The sequence below is a fragment of the Gottfriedia sp. NPDC057991 genome (assembly GCF_042886615.1).
In the GTDB taxonomy this organism is placed as follows: domain Bacteria; phylum Bacillota; class Bacilli; order Bacillales; family Bacillaceae_G; genus Gottfriedia.
Map to the genome: position 1 here is coordinate 60,423 of NZ_JBHVQN010000006.1, position 20,336 is coordinate 80,758.

Below are 20,336 nucleotides of genomic sequence, written 5' to 3' on the forward strand. Positions count from 1 at the left end.
CTAAGAATAAAAAACTTTAGATTTTTTTCCATATCAGCCGTAAAATAATTAAAACTAATCGATAATATTACTAAAATAACTATTTCAAAAAAACGACTTTTTAATAGTTTTTTTATCATCATTCAAAATCAATGTAACCATTATTGGGTTTAGTGTCATATTTATCGATAAGTTTTGCAATATTTGTACCAATGTCAGCGTAATTTAACGCAGTAATCACTACCAAACCCACAGTTGTAGCTAATTTTTTAGCACCCCATGCATTTAACTTAGAAGTTATTGTTTTAGTAAATAACTTTGCTGCAGATGGTTTACCTTTTTTGATTATGTAAGCTTGAACGGCTCCACCTCCAACAGCAAGTCCAATGGTTACCGCTCTTACTTGTATTATGGATGGTGCTGGTAAACTAGTTTGCGTGTTTATTTGATTAATTGTGTTCTGACTAGTTGGTTTAGTAATTTCTTCTGCATGTGACTTCATTGGAATAATTGAATCTAAAATTGCTACTGTTATTACAGAAATAGTAGCATGTTTAAATAATTTTTTCATGTACTACCTCCAATTTGTCATATTTTTGGATATATTATCTAATGAAAACAATACAATATTAATATAGGATAGATGATTCCTTATTTGAAATGACTTGTTTCAATTAAAAAAAAAGAATTTTGGTTATTACAAGTTATTATTAAAGTGTTGTTGCAGAGCATTTTTTTATATGATTCATTAAAACTCCAAGAAAAAAGGACCTTTCCAGTAAATTGCTAGGATGGTCCTTTTTTCATTTGTTTAGAATTGGAATATATCGTTTTAAAAAGCGTCTGTCCATTGAATATAAATAATATCACCCAAAACCTCCTCTAATTTGTGGTGGTATGTTGTCTTTTCTTGACAAAACTTAAAATTATTAAAACCTCTAGAAACCCTATTGTATAAGTGTTTTTAGAGGTTTTTTGTAAAAATTACATCAGTATAAATATTCACAATTACAAGGTTTACTATTATTTCAAATTAATAAAAAAATTTGTACACATAAAGCGAAAAAGTAATTAGTCATTTAATCATTTATAATAGTCATTCGATCTCTATGACCACAAACGGGACATGTAACTAGCCGCTCATTTACTTTACCGGTTTTAAATGATAAAGCAAAATTTAATTTAGATAATTTAAAGCAACTGCTGCAACGAGGACAAACAAAATGAGTAGTTCTTGTGCGAATTTCTGAATATTTATAGACAAACACGAATGCTAAAATTAATATAAGAATCGATTGAAAAAGACCTGTAATAAATTGATTCATATAGTTATCCAACTTTCTTTTTAATTGATAAGACGAAAAAAAGGGCTTTATAATATTATTTTTTATGTTTGCTATAATAGAATGATACCTTTGTAGTAATTGATTTGAAATTTACATTCCAAAATAAAAAGTTAAAAAAGAGAAATAAAAATGAGGAAAATACCAAAAATAGGAAACAATAGAAACTAAGTACTAAAATACATAAATAAAGATTGAACTACATACGATAGGAGTATTTTATGAAGATAAAATTCTTGTTTATATTAAATGATTTTATACCTACAGAACCCGCTTATGTTGCCAATACTGGAAAGTATATAGATGGCTCATTAAATATCTATTTAAATGAATCGTTATTTTTTCATGATCCGAATTTAAACCTTACTGAGTTTGCGAGTCAATTAAATGAATGGGTTCAAAAAGTACAAAATGGATCAAGAGATAACATGAATTATGAATCGATTAATCGAAATGAAGATCTTATGAATTTCCTATATAAAGGAGATGACAGGTGGGGAATTTATTCGGTGTGGCAAATGTTTGAACCCACGGAATACATTAATACAGAAACATTAGTTGAGTCTGTAAATAAGTTTCTTACTGCTTTAAATGATGGACTTATTGAAATTAATTATGATTATACGCTTGATAAATTTAATCAGTAATTTTTATTATAAAAAAAAGTTTTTTTACTAAAAGAGTTGCAAGAGTAACTCTTTTTTAGTGTATTTTAATCGGGCAATTTTACTAAAAAAATTACATTTCATATACTTATTAATCTTTTTAATTATTATCTAATTGTTTAAAAGGAATAATGGGTAAGACGTTGAATATTATTGGAAAATCGTAAAAAAATTGGAGGATTAATGCGAAAACTTCTAATCGTTTTAAGTGGTATATTCCTTTTATTTGGCTGTTCTACGAAATCAAGTACAGAGAGTAAAACTAGTAAAGTTGTTGGTATCATTGGTGTTACTTCAGTAGATACAATTATTTATTCGGCGGATGTGGATCATGATTTAATAAATAAAATCGAAAAAGGTTTTAAATTAAAAAACATTGAGGATAAACAAATGGAATCCACTGATTTAAAGCTAGCTTTTATTAAGAAAGACGGTAAAAAAGAGGAATTTGAAGTGAATTACAAGCAAAGTATGTATTGGCAAAATGGAAACGGATATAAACTTGATTCAAAGTTAACAAAACTATTACAGGAGCAGTTTAGGAATTAAATGAGTTCAAAAATTAATCTAGAAATTAATAGTATTCAAATTTTCATTACTAACACTTCTATTTTCTATCTGAGATGGTCAGAATAATTGTTATGAACTAATTACTAATTATTTTAAGGAGAGAATGAAATGATTAATATGCTTGGTCAAGTAATGGTATATGTAAACAATCAAGAGGAAGCAGTGAACTTTTGGACTGAGAAAGTAGGCTTTACTGTGATTTCTGATAATAATAATGGTCAAGGAATGAGATGGATTGAAGTTGCCCCTTCAAAAAATGCTGAAACAAGTATTGTACTTCATAATAAAGAATTAATTTCTAAAATGCAGCCATCTCTTAATCTAGGTACACCTTCTTTAATGTTTTTTACAAATAAACTTGATGAATTGTATAGTGATTTAACGAACAAAAAGGTTACTGTTGGTGAAATTGTTGAAATGCCAAATGGAAGAGTGTTTAACTTTGCTGATGATGAACAAAATTATTTTGCTGTAATGGAAAAAAAGTAAAAGAATTAAGTAATCAAATAAGTCGATGAAGTTTAAAAGCACAGGGTAAAATTTTACCTTGTGTTTTTTTATAAATTTTAAATAAAAATCACTTTTACCATGAAGATAAAAGTGAAGTGTACCTGTTTGCCAATGCCACCAAGAAAACAAGGTTTATATAAGGTATGTTAGGGAATAGGAATAGTTCTTTTTTCGCTTGTGGTAATAATTTCCAAGTCAATTAATTATTAAACCGGAAAATACTTTTTAGGTTGAAGATTGATCGTGGGTTGTAATTGAGATCATTTTTTATCAAGTAAGTATCAAATTTTCAAAGTAATCTGTTAAAATAATTCGTAAGATTGATCATAAAGGAGAAATCAACTTATGATGAAAGTATTTTCTAAAAAAATCGTACTTTTAGTCACTTCATTGATGATATTACTAATGATAAGTGGAGCGTTAATTTCATTAACTTATATCCCTTTAAAAGTTAATGAAAATCAAGAGAAAATAAAATTAACAGAAAGTCATTGATATTTCTTAAAAGAAGAGAATTTTTTTAAAATTAAAAAGCTCTGAATAAGGGCTTTTTGTACTGTGAAAATTAAAATCACTTAATTAAATGCTACTACACTTTTTGAATAGGAAGCTGGAGGGAAATTATAATGAGTCAAAAAAGAATAAGAGATTATGGAGTTAATATTGGTTACCTAGAAACAGGGGAACTAAATTCTATTGCAGATGTTGAAGGAGTTACAGTAGGTCATGTAACGATCAGCGATCAAGACATTCAAACTGGCGTTACAGCTATATTTCCTCATCAAGGAAATCTATTTAAAGATAAGTTAATCGCGTCATCTCATGTCATTAATGGGTTTGGTAAGTCGATGGGAACGATTCAGATTAATGAGTTAGGAACGATCGAAACGCCAATTATTTTAACAAATACACTAAGTATTGGGACAGCCGCAGACGCTTTAATAGAATATATGTTAGATCATAATCCTGAAATAGGTCGTACGACAGGAACTGTTAACCCAGTAATATGCGAATGCAATGACATGCTTTTAAATGATGTGCGAGCAAGATTTATTTCGAAAGACCATGTTTTTCAAGCATTAAGTAACGCTTCTTCAGATGTGAAAGAAGGAACTGTTGGAGCAGGAACGGGAATGCTTTGTTATTCATTAAAAGGTGGGATTGGTACAGCTTCGCGAGTTATGAAAATGGAACATGGTACTTATACAATGGGTGTTTTAGTCTTATCTAACTTTGGGATATTAAGCGATTTAAAAGTAAATGGAAGGCATGTTGGAGCAGAATTGCGTGATTTTATTTTAAAGGAACGAGATGAACAAGATAAGGGGTCAATCATTATGATTGTTGCAACGGACCTTCCCGTATCTGAAAGACAGCTAAATCGTATAATCAAAAGAACAGTTACGGGTTTATCAAGAACAGGCTCAATTATTACAACGGGAAGTGGTGAAGTCGTCATTGGCTTTTCAACTGCAACAAAAATACCTCATGAAAAAACATCACATTGCATTTCAGTTCCGACTATTCATGAAGAAGATATAGATCTCGCATTTAGAGCAATAGGAGAAGCAACAGAAGAAGCAGTTTTAAACTCTTTAGTAACAGCAACACATATTGTTGGTAGAGACGGGAATGAAAGACCAGCTTTTAAAGATTTAATAGAAAAATACAATATTAATTTAATATAGACAACGGAATTCAAAAATCTAAATAGAAAGAATAGACTTCTAGAAAGTTCTAATAACGTAACCACTTACATAATCTACTCTTAAACTTACAGTTGGACAAGCACTAAGTTGGGAGGACATTATGAAAAAAATTGTATTTTTTCTTTGTACTTTTGTTATTTGTTTAGGTGTTAGTTTTATGACTTTTAATCAAATTGGTTTAAAAAAGACTAATGTAAAAGAACGCATTCAGATTAAAACTCAAAATGAAGAAATTGCCGATAAAAATATAAATTTATTGAAACTACCTTTGCCAAATGCAGATCAAAGAAAATATAGTGTAAAAAAATTACCGATCAATGGCGGTCAAATAGAAATAAAAAAATTAAACATTAAATAACTTCGAAAATTCATAAAAAATGACAGACCTAATCGTATATTAAAGGGCTGTCTTTTTTTAGTTCCGGCTGAAAAAGAATACGATTATATAAAAGATCTAAAACTGTCTATAGGGAAAACAAAATTAAGTGGAACATTATTGATGTTATATTCATTTTTTTATATTTAACGATTTTAAATGTTAAAGTGTTTCAAAAATTTTAATTTACCATGGAACTAGAGTAATTGTTTTTTCCTAAATTAAAAATATTAAGATCAAATTTTAGATAGTTAGTTTTATATGATTAGTTTAGAATTTGATTTACAATCTGATGGATAAAACTGTTATGTTACACTAAGTAAAGGATATTTAGGGGTTTATCGTAAACTTTTTTTTGTGAATTAGTTGATTGGAATGGAGGGATGCTTGACTCCTATTGGATAAGCGGGAAGGCTGAGACCCCGCAGGCTCGCCGAGGAGGCTAAAGAATCTCGCCCGATGGAAAGCGAGCATCCTGTAATGGAAATCAACATCACTCTACTCCTTTTACGTAAGTTTGATAATTAATTGACAAGATTGTTTATTAACAGCGTAGGTATTGATAACTATATCTATGCTTTTTTCTATTTTCAAAATCTATAAGAACTGTTTTGAGTGCCTCTTTTATTTTTTAAAAAAAGTAGGACAATAAGAAAACAAATAGAATAATTATTTAAAAGAAATATAAAGTGTCATGGAGGGTAAATAATGAAAATTGCTTTTCTTATTATTGATATGCAAAAAATATTTTTAGAGGGTAAAAAAGAAACATTGAATGTCGAAGGTGCTTGTGAATATATAAATTATGTTGCTGACCGTATCCGATCTAAAAATCACTTAGTTATACATGTTCAAGATATTGAAGGAGCAGATGAAATAAACTCTGAATTACTTTCTTTCATCCCTGAAATTAAAGTAGAAGAAAAAGATATTTGTGTTTCAAAAGAACATTCAAATGCATTTTGGAATACTGAATTAGAGCAGATTTTGAAAAAAAATGACGTTGAGTTAGTTATAATAGCTGGGTTTGCAGCAGAACATTGTGTTCTATTTACTTATAATGGAGCTAGCGAAAGAGGATTTAAACCAGTCTTATTGCAAAATGGACTATTAAGCACAAAAAGTGATGTAATTACTCAAACGTATCGTGATCGAAACATTATATCATACAATGTTGTCCCATACCTTATTTAGTATAAATATAGATATATAGATTGAAAACATACACAGGCTCTTCTAGTCATGGTAATTTGAGCTCTTTTTGAAAAAGCAAAGAAACCACAAGTTAAAGATCTTGTGGTTCTCTTCTTATCTATTGGAAATTTAAAAAACGTTCTTCATATTCTTCTAATGGATACGGATTAGTTCATGAATATCAGAGTCAAATCGAACTCTTGTATGTTTGGATTCAATTCGTTCTATTTCTTCTATTTCTTCTCGTAACTCTCCAAACCACCAAAATTTGATTTCAGATAATAAATTAGTAAGCATTGTATTCCCCCTAGTTTGAATAATGCCTTTACACTATTAGATTATATATCCCTTTTTTTAAGCCAAGATGAATCTGATGTAAAAGTTAAAAAAGTTTTTATGTAGTGATAGGAGATTTATTAAATTTGCTCAATTAAATAAGTGAATCTACTAATTTCCAACAGTGTAAGAATTAATTTTAAATAAAGTTGAATTAGTTTAAAGGGAAATTATGGATGGATATAGAATATTAATCTATACCTCAAAGATTTATCCTTTATGAATAAATCCCAAAAAGGAGTTGGTAGGCATGTCTAAATTTAGATTAATTCCTTACAAGCTGGAAGAAGTTAAAGGTAGTACAAACGAAGTACCACCTGGTGTTAGTTTAATTGAAGCTAAATCTATTTGGGAAAAAGGGTGTCAAGGGGAAGACGTGGTCGTAGCAGTTATCGATACAGGCTGTCAGACAGACCACCCTGATTTACAAGAGCGAATTATTGGTGGATATAATTTTACTGAAGATTACGGTGGGGACCCTAACGTATTCTTAGATAATAACGGTCACGGTACACATGTTTGTGGGACGATTGCAGCTTCTGAAAATGGAGAAGGGGTAGTTGGAGTAGCTCCAAAAGCAAAACTTCTCGTTTTAAAAGTACTAACTGGTGCTGGTGAAGGAAGCATTGAATCAATTGTACAGGCTATTGATTATGCGACGAATTGGAAAGGCTCTAATGGAGAAACTGTTCGAGTGATTTCAATGTCTTTAGGTGGTCCAGGGGATGATTCTTCGTTACATGAAGCGATTCAAAGAGCGGTTGAACAAAATATAGCCGTTGTATGCGCAGCAGGTAACGAAGGTGATGGGGATGGCTCAACCAATGAATATAGCTATCCAGGTGCTTACGATGAAGTTATAGAAGTAGGTTCCGTAAGTCTTCAAAAACGATTATCCGAATTTAGTAATACAAATGATGAAATTGATTTAGTTGCTCCAGGAGAAAAGATTCTTTCGACGTATCCGACAAATCAATATGCTGTTCTTTCTGGTACATCAATGGCAACGCCACATGTATCAGGGGCAATTGCATTGTTAATTCAACTGTTTGAGTCTGAGAATAATGAGAAAATTACTGAACCAGATTTGTTCGAACTTCTAATAAGTCATACAGTACCAATCGGATACAGTACGTTTGAGGAAGGGCATGGACTATTAAATCTAGGCGTAAATGTACCCTCAAAATCTACGAATGTAATAAAATAATAGGTAAAGTCCCGGGTAGTGTTGATAGACTATTCGGGACTTTTTTGGTGAATAGAAAAAAGTTAAAATTAATAGAGGTGAAATGAATGTTGAAAAATCAAATAACCGAACTTTTAAATATAGAATATCCAATTATTCAAGCTCCGATGGCTGGGGGAATCACAACTTCAAATTTTGTAGCTGAAGTATCAAATTGTGGAGCTTTAGGTACAATTGGAGCAGGCTATATGACTCCATCACAAATACGTGAACAAATTAGAGAAATCAAAAAGTTAACTAATAATAGCTTCGGAATTAATTTATTTGTCCCAAATGATTTTATAGTTAACGAGAATGAAATGTCTAAATCTATGGATTTATTACAATCTTTCAATGAAGAATTAAATATAAAACAAAATGATCGCATACAAGTTCAAAATTTTAATCGTTTTAATGATACATTTCACGAACAAATAAAAGTGATTATTGAAGAAGGTGTTCCTATTTGTTCATTTACATTCGGTATACCTACAAAGGAAATGATAAACGAGTTAAAGCTGCATAATATTATTTTGATTGGAACAGCAACTACTGTAAATGAAGCGATTGAAATTGAGAAATCAGGAATGGATCTTGTTGTCGTTCAAGGTAGTGAAGCAGGTGGACATCGAGGTAATTTCTTAAACGAGAATGAGGAAAGTTTAATTGGATTAATGTCGCTAATTCCACAAGTAGTTGATCATGTTCGTATTCCTGTAATTGCAGCAGGAGGAATTATGGACGGAAGAGGTTTAATGGCGTCACTTTGTTTAGGGGCGAAAGCTGTTCAAATGGGTACGGCTTTTTTAACCAGCATTGAAAGTGGGGCTCATGAGATACATAAAGATGCTATTCTAAATTCTACCGAAGACCAGTTAGTTTTGACTCGTGCATTTTCAGGAAAATGGGCAAGAGGAATCGAAAATAAATTTATTACCGAAATGAAAAAATACGAAGCTGATTTACCACAGTTTCCCGTTCAAAATACGATTACCCAAACGATGAGAAAAGCATCCTCGGTACAAAGTAATAAAGAGTTTATGTCACTTTGGTCGGGACAAAGTCCTAGATTATCTAAAAAGGAAACGGTAGAAAACTTAATAAATGAAATAATGGATGAAGCTAAAAAAATTATTCGAGATTTTTAGTGAAAAATAAAGTTAAATTCTATGTAAATTGATACGTACTAAGATTTCAGATTAGGAGGCTATATGAATTATTGTGAAGGTATGAGAGAAAAGATTGGAAGTGCACCTTTAATTATTGTTCGTCCGAGCGTTGCCATCTTAAATTCTGAAGGTGAAATCTTACTTCAATATGGAGGAGGTAATTGGGGTATACCAGGTGGGATATTACAATTAAATGAATCTGTTGAAGAATGTATTAAGCGATCTGTTCTCGAAGATATTGGTCTTAAGTTAAATTCTTTATCATTAATTGGAGTATATTCTGGAGCAGAATTCATAAATAAAGTTGAGGGAAGCGGAGATGAATATCATACAGTAGCAATTGGTTATATTTGTACAGATTTCGAAAATGAAATTTGTCGAGATCAAAATCAATCAATTGAAGTGCAATTCTTTCATTTAAGTCAATTGCCTGATGATCTAGATCCGTTTATTAAAAGTCAGTTGAAAAAATTAAAATTTTAGACAAGTAAAAAAGGTTCTAATAGGTTTTTTTGAAGAACCTATATTTAGAACCTTTTTTGTATTTTTTATCTATTACTTTAGAAGCATACGATCAATATAAGACTTTATAGCTTCAATATTCCCAGATACTTGTTCTTCTCTTTGTTCATCTTTTTTTATTTTATCTAAAGATTTTTCCAAAATCGTTTTTGCTTCCGATTGAGGGATTACAACTACTCCATCTGCATCACCAACAATGAGATCACCTGGGTTAACTGATGTACCTCCACAGGAAATTGGAATATTAATATCGCCTACTCCAATCTTTCCACTTGCAGCTACAGTTGTTCCTTTACAAAATACAGGGAAATTTAATTTTTTAATACCGCTGATATCTCGGATTACCCCATCAACAACTATGGCACTAACACCCATTGTTTGTGCCATCCCAACAACAAAGTCTCCTGCAATTGCTCGGTATCGATCCCCTTTTGCATCGATTACGATAACATCGCCTGGATTTGCTTCACGAATTGCCTTCAATACAGCTAAATTATCGCCAACAGGGATTTTAACAGTCAGTGCTCTTCCAGCAAATCTATATTCTTCTTTTAAAGGCTTTATTGACGGATCCATATTATTTAGTCCATCCATTACATCTGAAATACAAGTTGTTGGTATGTTTTTAAATTGATTAATAATAGAAATCACTCCCTTATAAATCATTTATTTAATAAAATTATATAAATAATTTGTTCTCGTGAGAATTTCGAAAAAATTATTAAGCTTGATAAAAAATAATTATTGAATTAAGAAAGGGTGCAATAGATTAATATCGAATAAAATAAGTTGGTAATAAAAAATAAAATCGTTAATCAGTTAATAAATATAGAAATGTTTGATGTTGAATTCAAATACTTAAATAGTTCCTGTAAACAATGAATACGATTGATTATCAATACATTATTAATAATATTTTATATTAAACTATATATAGAACATTCTTGTTTCATTTAATTGAGGTTATTGAGAATGTAATGTAACATGTTTGACTTCATTATTTAATAGTTAGATTTACCCTTGTATAGTAACATTTAATTAAGGAGTTGAGGTGCTTGAGAAACAAAAATAAATACGTCTATTTAACACACAAGGTTAAAATAGAATCCACTGAAAAACTGGAAAAGCTATCCCAACTTACAGGGAAAACTAGTGCAGAATTAATCGAAAAAATGATAGAAGAAATGTATGACCTTCATATAAATTTAAAAGAAAATGAAGAAGATCTTAATGAAGTACTTGATGACGAAAATCTATTTGATGAAATTACAGATCAAGAAATAAGAGATGCCGAGCTAAGATGGCAAAACTCAAAACAAGGGATTAAAGATTTTAGTCAAAGAATGGAAGATTGGAAGAAAGAAGAAAAAAGGAAAAATGCCGAGAAAGCAAAAGAATATAAAAAGAAAATAGTTGATTGGGCTAGAGTCTGGGAAGAGTATTTAAGAAATTACTCTACTTCAATCAAGAAAAATAAAAAACACAATTTCAAGTATTTCAATCCGAATGATAGTGCTGAAGTTTGGAAGAAACAAATGAGGGAATATACTAAGCTTTGGCACCCTGATTATGCACCGGACCATGGAAATCCTCAAAAGTTTGGTGAAATGAAAGCTGAATATGATATTTTAAAAGGCAAAATTCCAACTGAAGAATATAGCTTGTAAATTTATCGGTAATACATAAAAAGGTTCAATGTAGTTTCGATTTGTAAAAATAGTAATAAGTAGTGGAACGAATATCGTTCCACTACTCATTTAACCTACTGTATTTTAATCTTCTTTTGCACTATCCTCAGCAATTACTCTTAGTTCTTGATAAAAAAGATCATGATTACATTCTGGATTTTCAGCTTGTTTATATTTGTCTACAATTTCAAGTAATTCACCAGTATCACCTTTTGCATTGATGATTTCTAATATTTGATTCATATCATCAGTATATTCATCTTCTTTTTTCATTACAGAGCCTCCATTCACAATTAGATGTTAATTATTATTTGCTAACTTTATGAAAAAAATAGATCAATTTTTTTGAATATATATAGTCATCTAATAAAAGATTGAAATAAACCCCACCATTAAAAAAAGTGTTGGTCCTGGCCAGACATTTCATACTTCACCTTTTAAATAAATATTAAAATTTGAATTTTCTAGCGGAATAGTATAATTTGGATAGTAATTATGATTACGAAAATACTATTGATAAACTATATACTGGATAAAAGTAGTAAAATCTTAATCAAAAATGATCGAAAAATGGTGGAGGATTAAAATGAACTTTAACTTTAATGAAGAACATAATAGAAAAAATACAAATAGTACAAAGTGGGATTCAGTTGATCGAGTATTTGGATGTACGGAAGTACTACCTTTATGGGTTGCCGATATGGATTTTGCTTGTGCACCAGGGATTGTAGAGGCTATAACGAAACGAGCTCAACATCCTATTTATGGTTATGGACACATACCAGAAGAATTTTTTGAATCAGCAATGAATTGGGCAAGTAAACGTTATAATACATCGTTAAAAAGAGAATGGTTAACTAATATACCAGGTGTTGTTCCAGCGTTAAATTTAGCCATTAATGCTTTCACAAAACCTGGTGATGAAATCATCATTCAGCCTCCAGTTTACTTTCCATTTTTCAGTACTATTAAAAATAATGGAAGAAACATAGTCGAAAATTCTTTAATTGAAGAAGATGGTTATTATTATATGGATTTAGAAGATCTAGAAAATAAAATTACGTCTAAAACTAAAATGATTATTTTATGTAGTCCTGCAAATCCTGTTGGAAGAGTCTGGACAAAAGAGGAATTAACAGGTTTGTTTGAAATATGTAAAAAGAATAAAATTGTTGTAATAGCAGATGAAATTCATTCTGACTTAGTCTATCAGAAAGGTAGTCACACACCTTTTTATTCATTAAGTGAAGATGCGGCAAATATGAGTATTACATTTATGTCGCCAAGCAAAACATTCAATATTGCAGGCTTATTTTCGTCACTTGCTGTTATTCCAAATCAAGAATTATTTACAGAATTTTCTCATGCAATTGCTCGTTCGAGTTTAGAAAACTTAAATATTTTTGGAATTGAGGCAGTTATAGCAGCTTATAACGAAGGTGAAAAATGGCTCGATGAATTATTGATGTATTTAAAAGGAAATGCGGAGTTTATACATAATTACTTAAAAACAAATATTCCAGGTGTAAAAATGAGAGTTACAGAAGCGACGTACTTAGGATGGCTTGATTTTAGAGGTTTAGGTCTAAGAGGTGACCAATTGAACTCATTTATGATTAATGATGCTAAATTAGGTTTAAATGAAGGTCGCGGTTTCGGAATAAATGGAGATGGTTTTATGAGATTGAATTACGCTTGCACACGTAAAACATTAGAAGAAGCCATGACACGATTAGAGAAAGCTGTAAAAGCTAAGATGAAATAGAGAGGGAGATGGCATTTATGACGTTAAAAATTACACCATGTATTGTAATGAGTGGTAACGCTAAAGAAGCAGTTCATTTTTATGAAAGAGAACTTGAAGCAGAGATTCTTAATATGCAAACGTACGGAGAACTGCCAATTCCTTGTTCAGAAGCATTAAAAAATAGTATTGCAAATGCAATTTTAAAAATCGGGGAAAGTGACCTTATGTTATTCGATGCCCCGATTCAATCGAATCCAGATATGTACAAAGATTCTCAACAAAATACACCTAATTATGAAAATAAAAAAGTAGAAGTCACGATTAATCTTTCGATCGATAGCGTAGAAAAAACAAAGCGAATTTTTAATTCATTACAACAAGATGGGCATGTCATTGCCCCGTTAGAAGCAGTACCATTTAGTCCCGCATTCGGAACAGTAACAGACAAGTTCGGCGTTACATTTATATTGATCACTCAAAAATAAATTACAAATAATTTATTAGTTTGATAGCAAAAGAGGGGAGATTAGATGGATAAAATAAATGTTGAATTAGTAAAACAATTAATTAAAGAACAATTTCCAATTTGGTCTCTCTTAGAAATAAAGCCTGTAGAATTAAGTGGCAACGATAACAGAACGTTCCATTTAGGGGATCATATGAGTGTAAGATTACCAAGCGCAGAATGCTACGTTCCCCAAGTTGAAAAAGAGCATAAGTGGTTACCTATTTTAGCGAATAAATTAAGTTTACCAGTTTCTAAACCGTTAGCAAAAGGAAGTCCAAGTAAATACTATCCTTGGCCATGGACGATCAATGAATGGATTGATGGAGAAACTTCGAGTAAAGAAAATATAAGTGATTTAAATCATTTTGCAAAAGATTTAGGGCAATTTTTAAATGAGTTTCAGTCAATTGATGCCCATGGAGGGCCGATTGCAGGAAAGCATAATTTCTTTAGAGGTGGAAACTTGGCTGTTTACGACCAAGAAACTAGTGATTCAATAAATCAAACAAAAGAGATTTTTAACAAAGATTTACTAACAGAAATTTGGGAAACAGCTCTCAGATCCAAATGGGAGGGAGAACAAGTATGGGTACATGGCGACATTGCGCCTGGAAACTTACTTGTTAAAAATGGCAAGCTATGTGCAGTCATTGATTTTGGAATACTAGGAGTAGGTGATCCATCATGTGATGCCGCAATGGCATGGACATTTTTCGATACTCATAGTAGAAAAGTTTTTAAAAACGTTTTAAACTTTGATGATAATACTTGGAATAGAGCAAGGGGCTGGGCTCTCTGGAAGGCTTTAATTACATTTAATGCGAATAAAGAGAGTACTACATCAATAAGAGAAGAATCATTTAATACGATTAATGTCATCATGAACGATTTCAAATCTTGATGAAAAATTTACGAGTTGCCTAATAGTAACTCGTTTTTTTTGTATTTTGTATTACATCTTGTTCATACTAATGTTGGGAGGTTTTCCGACTATGTTACAAAAATTACTAGCTAGTTTTTTATTAATGACGCAATCAGTTGAACTACCCGACAGCTTAACTGTTATTCAACAGGGTCATCCGATTGCCGTAGTTAATCGTGAAGATTTTACAATGTCACTTCCAGGTACACCAATGATAAACGATAAAAAGTTTACTCAATTTATGGGGAAACTTGATCAACAAATTTACCGTAATCCTATAAATGCGACAATCAATGAACAAGGTAGGATCGTACCAGGTCAGGTAGGATACAGGCTTTATAAAAAAGAGTTCAAGGATAAATTTATTACATATTTTTATAGTAAAGGACCATCTGAAATTGAAGTACCAGAGTTAGATATTTACCCTAAAGTTGATAGTGAATTATTAGCTCATATTAGAATTCAACAAATTGGACAATATGTAACCTACTTTAATTCGAATAATAAAAGTCGAGTACATAATATTTCACTTGCAGCAAAAGCAATTGATAATTACGTAGTTTTTCCAAATGAAGTTTTTTCTTTTAATAAGGTAGTAGGAGAGAGAAGTGGAGCAAAGGGATACAAACGTGCACCAGTCATTGTAAAGGGTGAATTGTCTGAAGGAGTTGGAGGAGGAATATGTCAAGTGTCTTCTACCCTGTTTAATGCAGTAGATCGTGCTGGTCTAAAAATTATTGAAAGATATTCCCATAGTAGACGAGTACATTATGTACCAGCAGGACGTGATGCTACAGTTAGTTGGTATGGTCCAGACTTCCGTTTTCAAAATAAATATAATCAGCCTATTCTAATTCGGGCAAAACAATATGGTGGAAGTATGATTGTTACGCTTCATTCTTCCGATGTTATCAATTATGAAATAAAAAATGTACCTATAGCTCCAACGCGTTTACCAGAAGAAATAAATACAGAAGAGGACAAAAATTTTTCAAATCCTTCTAGAAAAGGAAAAATAATTCCACCTCATAAGTCTGTAGGGGATTAAAAATTAATACATACAAAGTAAATCCACAAGTGAAAAATTATCCTTGTGGTTTTTTTTGTGTTTTTTAGGTCTTCACAATTTTTATGAAGCTCAATTAATCGAACTTAATAAAAATAATGAAAGTCTAATCCTTTCAATACTAGACTTATAGAAACTAAGGATTTAGAATTATAAGAAAGATTGGAAAACAAAGGAGAATTGCATGACAAAAATAAATGTTTTATTTGATTCGAAGGATATGGAACGAAATACTTTACCTTATTACTACGATTACGGAAAGATCATTTCAACTATTCAAAGTCAGCTATTTGATACATTTGGGGTAGATTTCCATATGTATTCAGATGAGGATACAACAAATGAAATCTGGGAAATTCTAGAAGAAGATCTTAAAGAGGAATCGAGTGAGGTTCAATTAATCAGCCATATTTATAATGAGCTTGAAACAAAAACTATTTCTTCGAATCACACTGATAAAAAGATGGAACTCATCATTAAGCCAAGGGTTGAAAATGGATTATTTTATTATCCGAATTACGGAGTAGCTTTATCTAAAGCGATGATCTTTGAAGCGGATAATCAATATAATAGAGACCTGATTTTTGCTAAAAATGATTCATGTCTTGCATCCTTTTTTCAATACGTCCTTAAAAGAAAACGAGATTATATTAAAAATTATGTAACAGTCTATACAGATACAGATGATGGTGTTGAAACGTCAATTGAAAATATAACAAAAATGGTAAGAAGAGAAGATGTATTTTTAGAAGAATCATTAAAAAGAGAAATTTATCGATCAATTGACCATTTCTTTAATGAAGGTCGAGATTTCTTTAAATCATATGATATCCCATATAAACGAGGATTTTTATTATATGGAAATCCTGGAAATGGAAAAACAACATTAGTAAAATCAATTGCAAGTAGTATTAACGCGCCGGTTGCATATTGGCAAATTACTGAATATACATCAAGTTACACAATTAAAGAAGTCTTTAATTCGGTGTTAAAATTAACACCAATGGTACTAGTAATCGAGGATATTGACAGTATGCCTGCTTCGGTTCGCTCGGTATTCTTAAACACAATCGATGGTGCAACTTCTAAAGAAGGTTTATTTTTAATTGGAACGACTAATTATCCTGAAAGAATCGATCCAGCTTTAATGAATCGCTCTGGAAGATTTGATCGTGCATATGAAATTAAACAACCATCAAAAGAAATGCGTTCTGACTATTTACAAAAGAAAAAATTAAATCGCATTTTAAATAATGAAGAATTACAGCAACTAATCGATTTAACGAATGACTTTTCTTATGCTCAATTAAATGAATTATATATTTCAATCATAATTGAATGGGACTGTGAACAAAAAGTAGATATCAATCGACTATGCGACGAAATGAGATTAATTTTACGTAAACAAAAAAAGCAAAATTGGGAAAAGAATCAAACTGTGGGATTTTCTTTTGAATAAGTGAGCAAAAAATAAATTAGGGGCAGTCATGACCGCCCCTAATTATTAAATGGAAAGAATCCTACTCGATGCTTTTATTGACTATAAAGTTAGCCCGCCATCTACAAGAACAATTGAACCGGTCATATAGCTTGCTTTGTCTGATGCTAAGTAAGCAACCATTTCAGCGAGTTCTTTTGGATCAGCATAACGACCCATTCTCATATTTGGAAGGTCTTCTGGAATGTAACCACCTGTTGCAAACTGAGCTTCAACACTTGTTGTTAGTGCTGTTTTCACACCTCCTGGACAAAGTGCATTAATGCGAATTCCTTTTTTCGCATATTCTAATGCAGCGCCCTTCGTTAAGCCTACAACCGCATGTTTGCTTGCAGAATATACTGCTACACTGTGTTCAGGACGAACCCCTGCAGTAGAAGCAGTATTAATAATAGACCCACTTCCTTGCTCCTCCATCACTTTTAACACATATTTCATTCCAAGGAAAACCCCTTTTACATTGATCGACATAATGCGGTCAAATTCGGATTCTTCTACTGAAATGAAAGGTGCGAACTTTTGGATAATACCTGCATTGTTGAAAAATATATCAATACGTCCAAATGTTTCGACTGCTTTATTTACATAATTTTGCACATCCTCAGTTTTCGAGACATCTGCCTGGACGAAGATGCCTTCGCCACCTTGTTCTTTCACAAGTTTTAACGTTTCTTCTCCTGTTTCCTGATTGAAATCGACTAATACAACTGTTGCACCGTTACTAGCAAGTTTCAAACTGCTTGCTCTACCGATTCCACTTCCTGCACCAGTTATGACAGCAATTTTATTTGATAATTCCATGTTTAATTCCTCCCTGCTTATTCTTCTTACAAGAATCATTTTATTGCTTGTTTAAAAATGTTTATTGTATTATCTTACGATTAATAGTATTTATTAAATATAGTTTTTAAAAATGGACAGAATTAAAAAATATTGAATGGAGTTTATAGAATAAATGGAAATAGCAATACAAGATTTACAATATATATGTGAGCTAATTTATAAAGTTCATAAAATACCTGTTTATTATGTCAATCAATTTGGTGAGATTGAATACGATTTTTCAAGTAGAGAATTACGGGGTCAACCATATTACAGTCCGTTCAAAGAGCAGATAAGTGTGTATACTTATGAAGATAATCCAAAGGATTTTCCTATATTCTTCTCTAATTCAAATTTGAACTTTTTCTTTGTTAATCTTAAAAAAACGAATCTATTTTTAGGTACCATTGTTTTAGGTCCTACTCTTGAGTCAGAAATATCAGGTGAAATGATTAACAAGATCATAGATGCTTTTAATGGAAATCTTAATAAAAGGAAACTCATTGAATACTATCATTCAATCCCCATTATTGATAGTCAACAATTCCTAACGATTAGTCTATTGGTTTATTATTTGATGTATCATAAAAAGCTTGATAAAACGATGGTCATCCAAAACAATGAATCATTGAACCTTGATATGATTGTATTAGAGAATCCGGAACTTGAGCTTTCAAAAGGGAGAAGGAATTTTATTTTTCATTCCAATCTTTCATATGAACGGGTTTTGCTTGATTATGTCAAAAACGGAAGGATCGATAAATTAAAGGATATTTTCGATTACTCTATAATCGGTGAGGCGGAGTTAGGGTTATTGTCGAAACGAAATCGCCTAAGAAGTGAAAAGAATTTAATGATAACTGGGATTGCCCTTGTTTGCAGAGCGGCCATTGAAGGTGGTTTAAATGATGAAACTGCCTTTACCTTAAGTGATTTCTATATTCAACAACTCGAGGAATTAGGAAGCTTAAAAGCAATATTAACATTAACGGAAGAAGCGATAATGGATTTTACCAAACGTGTGCACCAATTAAATGATGAAAGATTTTCTCCATCAATTACAGCTTGTCAACATTATATTTATGACCATCTTTATGACGATATCACACTTGATCAACTTGCACATATGTGTCGTTTAAGCCCAAATTATTTATCATCAGTTTTTAAAAAAGAAGTTGGTATACTAATAAGTGAATACATTCAACGGCAACGAATTGACGAAGCAAAAAAGCTATTACTATTAACAAATTATTCGATTTCAGACATCGGCACATCGCTAAATTTCAACGACCAAAGTTATTTTATAAAAATCTTTAAGAAATACACAGGTTTAACCCCCAAGCAGTTTAGAAATAATCATTTTTCCGATCATACATCGTCATAATTATCTATCAATGAAAATTTGAGCAACAGATCAAATAGGTATACCAGCATTCACAACATATACTTATTTAATTTCTAGTGATAATGATGGATCTTTTGCTCATTCATTCATTGAACCGGCATAGACAGCTACATTTTTAAAGCTATGTGGATATATTTTTCTTTTAACCTTCTGATTTCAATGTAAAGAAAACACGGGATGATATTGGTATCTACAACAATATTACCAATAAGTCCTGGAAGTATATCGTCGTTCTCTCTTTCACCAATTTTCCGCATTTTCATCCCCAATGTTACTAGAGTTTGTTACTTCCGCATAAGTCATTTAGGTGCTTTTGCTCTTATTTACTGAGCCCTTTTTATTCAAAACGAACTTTCTTATAAAATTCTCTTACATGGTATAGATTTTATATATAAAAATGAAGCGAATCGGTTTAAATTATATAACCATGTAGAACTAATACAATTCATTAGTTGAAGATTACATACTGAGCTAAAATTATTTGAGGAGGATAAAGTTGGTGAAAAACAATACATATATTGTTTCCTTAGGCATATCTCTTGTAGTCATTTTAATAGTAACAATATTGAATTTTTGTGACCAACGCTATATTTATGGTAAGGTCGGAGCGTTAATTTTTGTTTCTGTTCTTTGGGAGCTTATAACAAAATTCAAAAGGATTAATCGAATAACCTATTAAAAACATTAAGCAACTATCGCATGAATTTGTTATACAACATGTTCGGCTGTATAGTAGATTTTTTATATGTTTCACCCAAATAAAAATAAAGATAGAAGGGATTTAAACGGTTTAAATGGTATACAAACACTAAATAAAAGTAAATAGGGAGGGGAATTATGGCAAGATGCCAAAATTGCAATTATAAATGGGAGAAGAAAACATTGTGGAAGCTTTCTTACTCGAGGGAAGGTGTGAATTGTTCCAATTGTGATCAAAAACAATTTATCTCTTTTGATACACAGGTTTTTATAACTTTGTGTTCGCTATCTTTTATATTTGGTTTTTTTATTATTCTTCTATTTCCTTCGTATGTAAAGCTGAGTAGTAAAAACACAGGGAATTGGTGGTTCTAAAAAACTCT

23 protein-coding genes are annotated in these 20,336 nt (G+C 31.2%); 17 read left to right on the forward strand and 6 right to left on the reverse strand.

The annotated features are described in order from the left end of the window. Positions 1–118: 118 nt before the first annotated feature. Positions 119–550 carry a hypothetical protein gene (locus tag ACFVR2_RS19100; RefSeq protein WP_387365275.1) on the reverse strand — a complete coding sequence of 144 codons (432 nt, stop codon included), beginning with the start codon at positions 548–550 and terminating at the stop codon, positions 119–121. A 508-nt stretch (positions 551–1,058) separates the two neighbouring features. Beyond that, complete coding sequence (locus ACFVR2_RS19105; protein WP_387365278.1) at positions 1,059–1,304, reverse strand: Rcat domain-containing protein; 246 nt, start codon at positions 1,302–1,304, stop codon at positions 1,059–1,061. A 239-nt stretch (positions 1,305–1,543) separates the two neighbouring features. Here ACFVR2_RS19105 and ACFVR2_RS19110 point away from each other — a divergent pair, with 239 nt between their 5' ends. The 7 genes from ACFVR2_RS19110 (at position 1,544) to ACFVR2_RS19140 (ending at position 6,346) form a co-directional block, all read left to right on the forward strand. After that, on the forward strand, positions 1,544–1,969 hold the full coding sequence (locus ACFVR2_RS19110) for a DUF7878 domain-containing protein (protein WP_387365280.1): 426 nt from the start codon (positions 1,544–1,546) through the stop codon (positions 1,967–1,969). Positions 1,970–2,170: 201 nt separating this feature from the next. Next, positions 2,171–2,536 (forward strand): hypothetical protein, encoded by a 366-nt coding sequence (locus tag ACFVR2_RS19115; RefSeq protein WP_387365283.1) that lies wholly within the window; start codon positions 2,171–2,173, stop codon positions 2,534–2,536. 129 nt (positions 2,537–2,665) lie between these two features. After that, the gene (locus tag ACFVR2_RS19120; protein WP_387365286.1) at positions 2,666–3,046 is read left to right on the forward strand and encodes a VOC family protein; all 381 of its coding nucleotides are present in this window, start codon (positions 2,666–2,668) and stop codon (positions 3,044–3,046) included. Between the two features lie 366 nt (positions 3,047–3,412). Beyond that, complete coding sequence (locus tag ACFVR2_RS19125; protein ID WP_387365289.1) at positions 3,413–3,562, forward strand: hypothetical protein; 150 nt, start codon at positions 3,413–3,415, stop codon at positions 3,560–3,562. Positions 3,563–3,693: 131 nt separating this feature from the next. Further along, complete coding sequence (locus ACFVR2_RS19130) at positions 3,694–4,755, forward strand: DmpA family aminopeptidase (RefSeq protein ID WP_387365292.1); 1,062 nt, start codon at positions 3,694–3,696, stop codon at positions 4,753–4,755. Between the two features lie 121 nt (positions 4,756–4,876). After that, positions 4,877–5,134, forward strand: coding sequence for a hypothetical protein (locus ACFVR2_RS19135; RefSeq protein ID WP_387365295.1), 258 nt, complete (start codon positions 4,877–4,879; stop codon positions 5,132–5,134). Between the two features lie 726 nt (positions 5,135–5,860). Further along, positions 5,861–6,346, forward strand: a complete 486-nt coding sequence (locus tag ACFVR2_RS19140; protein ID WP_387365298.1) for a cysteine hydrolase family protein — start codon at positions 5,861–5,863, stop codon at positions 6,344–6,346. A 153-nt stretch (positions 6,347–6,499) separates the two neighbouring features. Here ACFVR2_RS19140 and ACFVR2_RS19145 read toward each other — a convergent pair whose 3' ends face one another. Then, on the reverse strand, positions 6,500–6,643 hold the full coding sequence (locus ACFVR2_RS19145; RefSeq protein ID WP_335411290.1) for a hypothetical protein: 144 nt from the start codon (positions 6,641–6,643) through the stop codon (positions 6,500–6,502). A 289-nt stretch (positions 6,644–6,932) separates the two neighbouring features. On the opposite strand from ACFVR2_RS19145, the gene ACFVR2_RS19150 reads away from it, so the two are divergent. The 3 genes from ACFVR2_RS19150 to ACFVR2_RS19160 all read left to right on the forward strand — a co-directional run bounded on the left by ACFVR2_RS19150 (position 6,933) and on the right by ACFVR2_RS19160 (position 9,559). Beyond that, a complete protein-coding gene (locus tag ACFVR2_RS19150) occupies positions 6,933–7,889 on the forward strand; it encodes a S8 family peptidase (protein WP_387365301.1) in 957 nt (318 codons plus the stop codon). Between the two features lie 86 nt (positions 7,890–7,975). After that, positions 7,976–9,055 (forward strand): NAD(P)H-dependent flavin oxidoreductase, encoded by a 1,080-nt coding sequence (locus ACFVR2_RS19155; protein ID WP_387365304.1) that lies wholly within the window; start codon positions 7,976–7,978, stop codon positions 9,053–9,055. Positions 9,056–9,118: 63 nt separating this feature from the next. Further along, positions 9,119–9,559 carry an NUDIX domain-containing protein gene (locus ACFVR2_RS19160; protein ID WP_387365307.1) on the forward strand — a complete coding sequence of 147 codons (441 nt, stop codon included), beginning with the start codon at positions 9,119–9,121 and terminating at the stop codon, positions 9,557–9,559. 72 nt (positions 9,560–9,631) lie between these two features. On the opposite strand, the gene ACFVR2_RS19165 is transcribed toward ACFVR2_RS19160, so the two are convergent. Continuing rightward, positions 9,632–10,249 carry an RraA family protein gene (locus tag ACFVR2_RS19165; protein ID WP_387365310.1) on the reverse strand — a complete coding sequence of 206 codons (618 nt, stop codon included), beginning with the start codon at positions 10,247–10,249 and terminating at the stop codon, positions 9,632–9,634. A gap of 404 nt (positions 10,250–10,653) precedes the next feature. Between ACFVR2_RS19165 and ACFVR2_RS19170 the strand changes: the two genes are divergently transcribed. Continuing rightward, positions 10,654–11,265, forward strand: coding sequence for a hypothetical protein (locus tag ACFVR2_RS19170; protein WP_387365312.1), 612 nt, complete (start codon positions 10,654–10,656; stop codon positions 11,263–11,265). A gap of 105 nt (positions 11,266–11,370) precedes the next feature. Here ACFVR2_RS19170 and ACFVR2_RS19175 read toward each other — a convergent pair whose 3' ends face one another. Next, positions 11,371–11,559, reverse strand: coding sequence for a hypothetical protein (locus tag ACFVR2_RS19175; RefSeq protein WP_248266203.1), 189 nt, complete (start codon positions 11,557–11,559; stop codon positions 11,371–11,373). A 313-nt stretch (positions 11,560–11,872) separates the two neighbouring features. On the opposite strand from ACFVR2_RS19175, the gene ACFVR2_RS19180 reads away from it, so the two are divergent. The 5 genes from ACFVR2_RS19180 to ACFVR2_RS19200 all read left to right on the forward strand — a co-directional run bounded on the left by ACFVR2_RS19180 (position 11,873) and on the right by ACFVR2_RS19200 (position 16,988). Further along, positions 11,873–13,051 (forward strand): MalY/PatB family protein, encoded by a 1,179-nt coding sequence (locus ACFVR2_RS19180; protein WP_387365315.1) that lies wholly within the window; start codon positions 11,873–11,875, stop codon positions 13,049–13,051. 17 nt (positions 13,052–13,068) lie between these two features. Then, entirely contained in the window at positions 13,069–13,518 is a 450-nt protein-coding gene (locus tag ACFVR2_RS19185; RefSeq protein ID WP_387365318.1) for a VOC family protein, read from the forward strand. A gap of 45 nt (positions 13,519–13,563) precedes the next feature. Then, positions 13,564–14,442, forward strand: coding sequence for an aminoglycoside phosphotransferase family protein (locus ACFVR2_RS19190; protein ID WP_387365321.1), 879 nt, complete (start codon positions 13,564–13,566; stop codon positions 14,440–14,442). A 91-nt stretch (positions 14,443–14,533) separates the two neighbouring features. Beyond that, positions 14,534–15,511, forward strand: a complete 978-nt coding sequence (locus ACFVR2_RS19195; protein WP_387365323.1) for a VanW family protein — start codon at positions 14,534–14,536, stop codon at positions 15,509–15,511. A 202-nt stretch (positions 15,512–15,713) separates the two neighbouring features. Next, positions 15,714–16,988 carry an ATP-binding protein gene (locus ACFVR2_RS19200; protein ID WP_387365325.1) on the forward strand — a complete coding sequence of 425 codons (1,275 nt, stop codon included), beginning with the start codon at positions 15,714–15,716 and terminating at the stop codon, positions 16,986–16,988. Positions 16,989–17,069: 81 nt separating this feature from the next. Here the strand turns inward: ACFVR2_RS19200 and ACFVR2_RS19205 are convergent, their stop codons facing one another. After that, positions 17,070–17,828, reverse strand: coding sequence for an SDR family NAD(P)-dependent oxidoreductase (locus tag ACFVR2_RS19205; protein WP_387365328.1), 759 nt, complete (start codon positions 17,826–17,828; stop codon positions 17,070–17,072). A 154-nt stretch (positions 17,829–17,982) separates the two neighbouring features. Here ACFVR2_RS19205 and ACFVR2_RS19210 point away from each other — a divergent pair, with 154 nt between their 5' ends. Beyond that, a complete protein-coding gene (locus ACFVR2_RS19210) occupies positions 17,983–19,233 on the forward strand; it encodes an AraC family transcriptional regulator (protein WP_387365331.1) in 1,251 nt (416 codons plus the stop codon). Positions 19,234–20,336: the final 1,103 nt, after the last annotated feature.